Raw genomic sequence first — 773 nt, 5'->3', positions numbered from 1 at the left:
AAGGTTTTCTCTTTTTTGTAATCTTAAATCATGCGCGTGTATTTTTCTAAATTAACTGAACTAATTGGAATAAAAATACCTATTATATAAATTTACTATAAAACAAAAATAAAAACAATTAGTAAGGTCATTAAATTAACTAATATATAATTGTGCATATATAACAAAAAATGAAAAATAATAAATTTAAAATATAAATATATTGCATAAACAATGAGAAGATGATAAAGTAATATATGACACATATTACCAATAAATTAAAGAATAAAACACATTGAAATGTATACAAAAAAGGAAATTTAAGGGGGATTAGATATATACAAAACCTATATATTGAATGATGCTTCATACTGTAGACAATTAGCTTCGTCTTTGCTGAAGTTAATTGTCTTTTTTTGTTTTATAAAGCAACTATTGTAGGAGCTTTTGATAAAGGAGTTTAATGTGAAGATAAGAAAGAAACTTTTGCTAAATCAAATAATAAAAAGGATAAGGAAGGAGCTTAATATAAGAAAAAAAATGCTCCTCGTATATATCATTGGTGGTTTCATTCCTATGTTGTTTATCAGTGTGTTTTTAATCAATGGGACCAAAAATATATTAATACAGCAAAACAAGAGTACAGAGATTTCAGAATTACAGCTGATTGGAGATGGGATTTATGAAAATATCCGTACAATAAGAGAGGCGTCACAGCGACTGTATTTTGTGGATATTATAGAAAAACTGGGACATTACCAGTATTATAACAAATCAGCAGAGCTCTTTAATGA

Annotated in this window: 1 protein-coding gene; it reads left to right on the top strand. The window is 26.0% G+C overall.

Translation table 11 applies throughout. From position 1 onward, the window contains the following. Positions 1-444: 444 nt before the first annotated feature. Positions 445-773: hypothetical protein (locus ACW2QF_RS18050; protein ID WP_455717408.1), on the top strand; the 329-nt coding region annotated here is incomplete at its 3' end.

The organism is Anaerosporobacter sp., from assembly GCF_965301125.1.
This window is presented reverse-complemented; position numbering and strand designations above follow the sequence as displayed.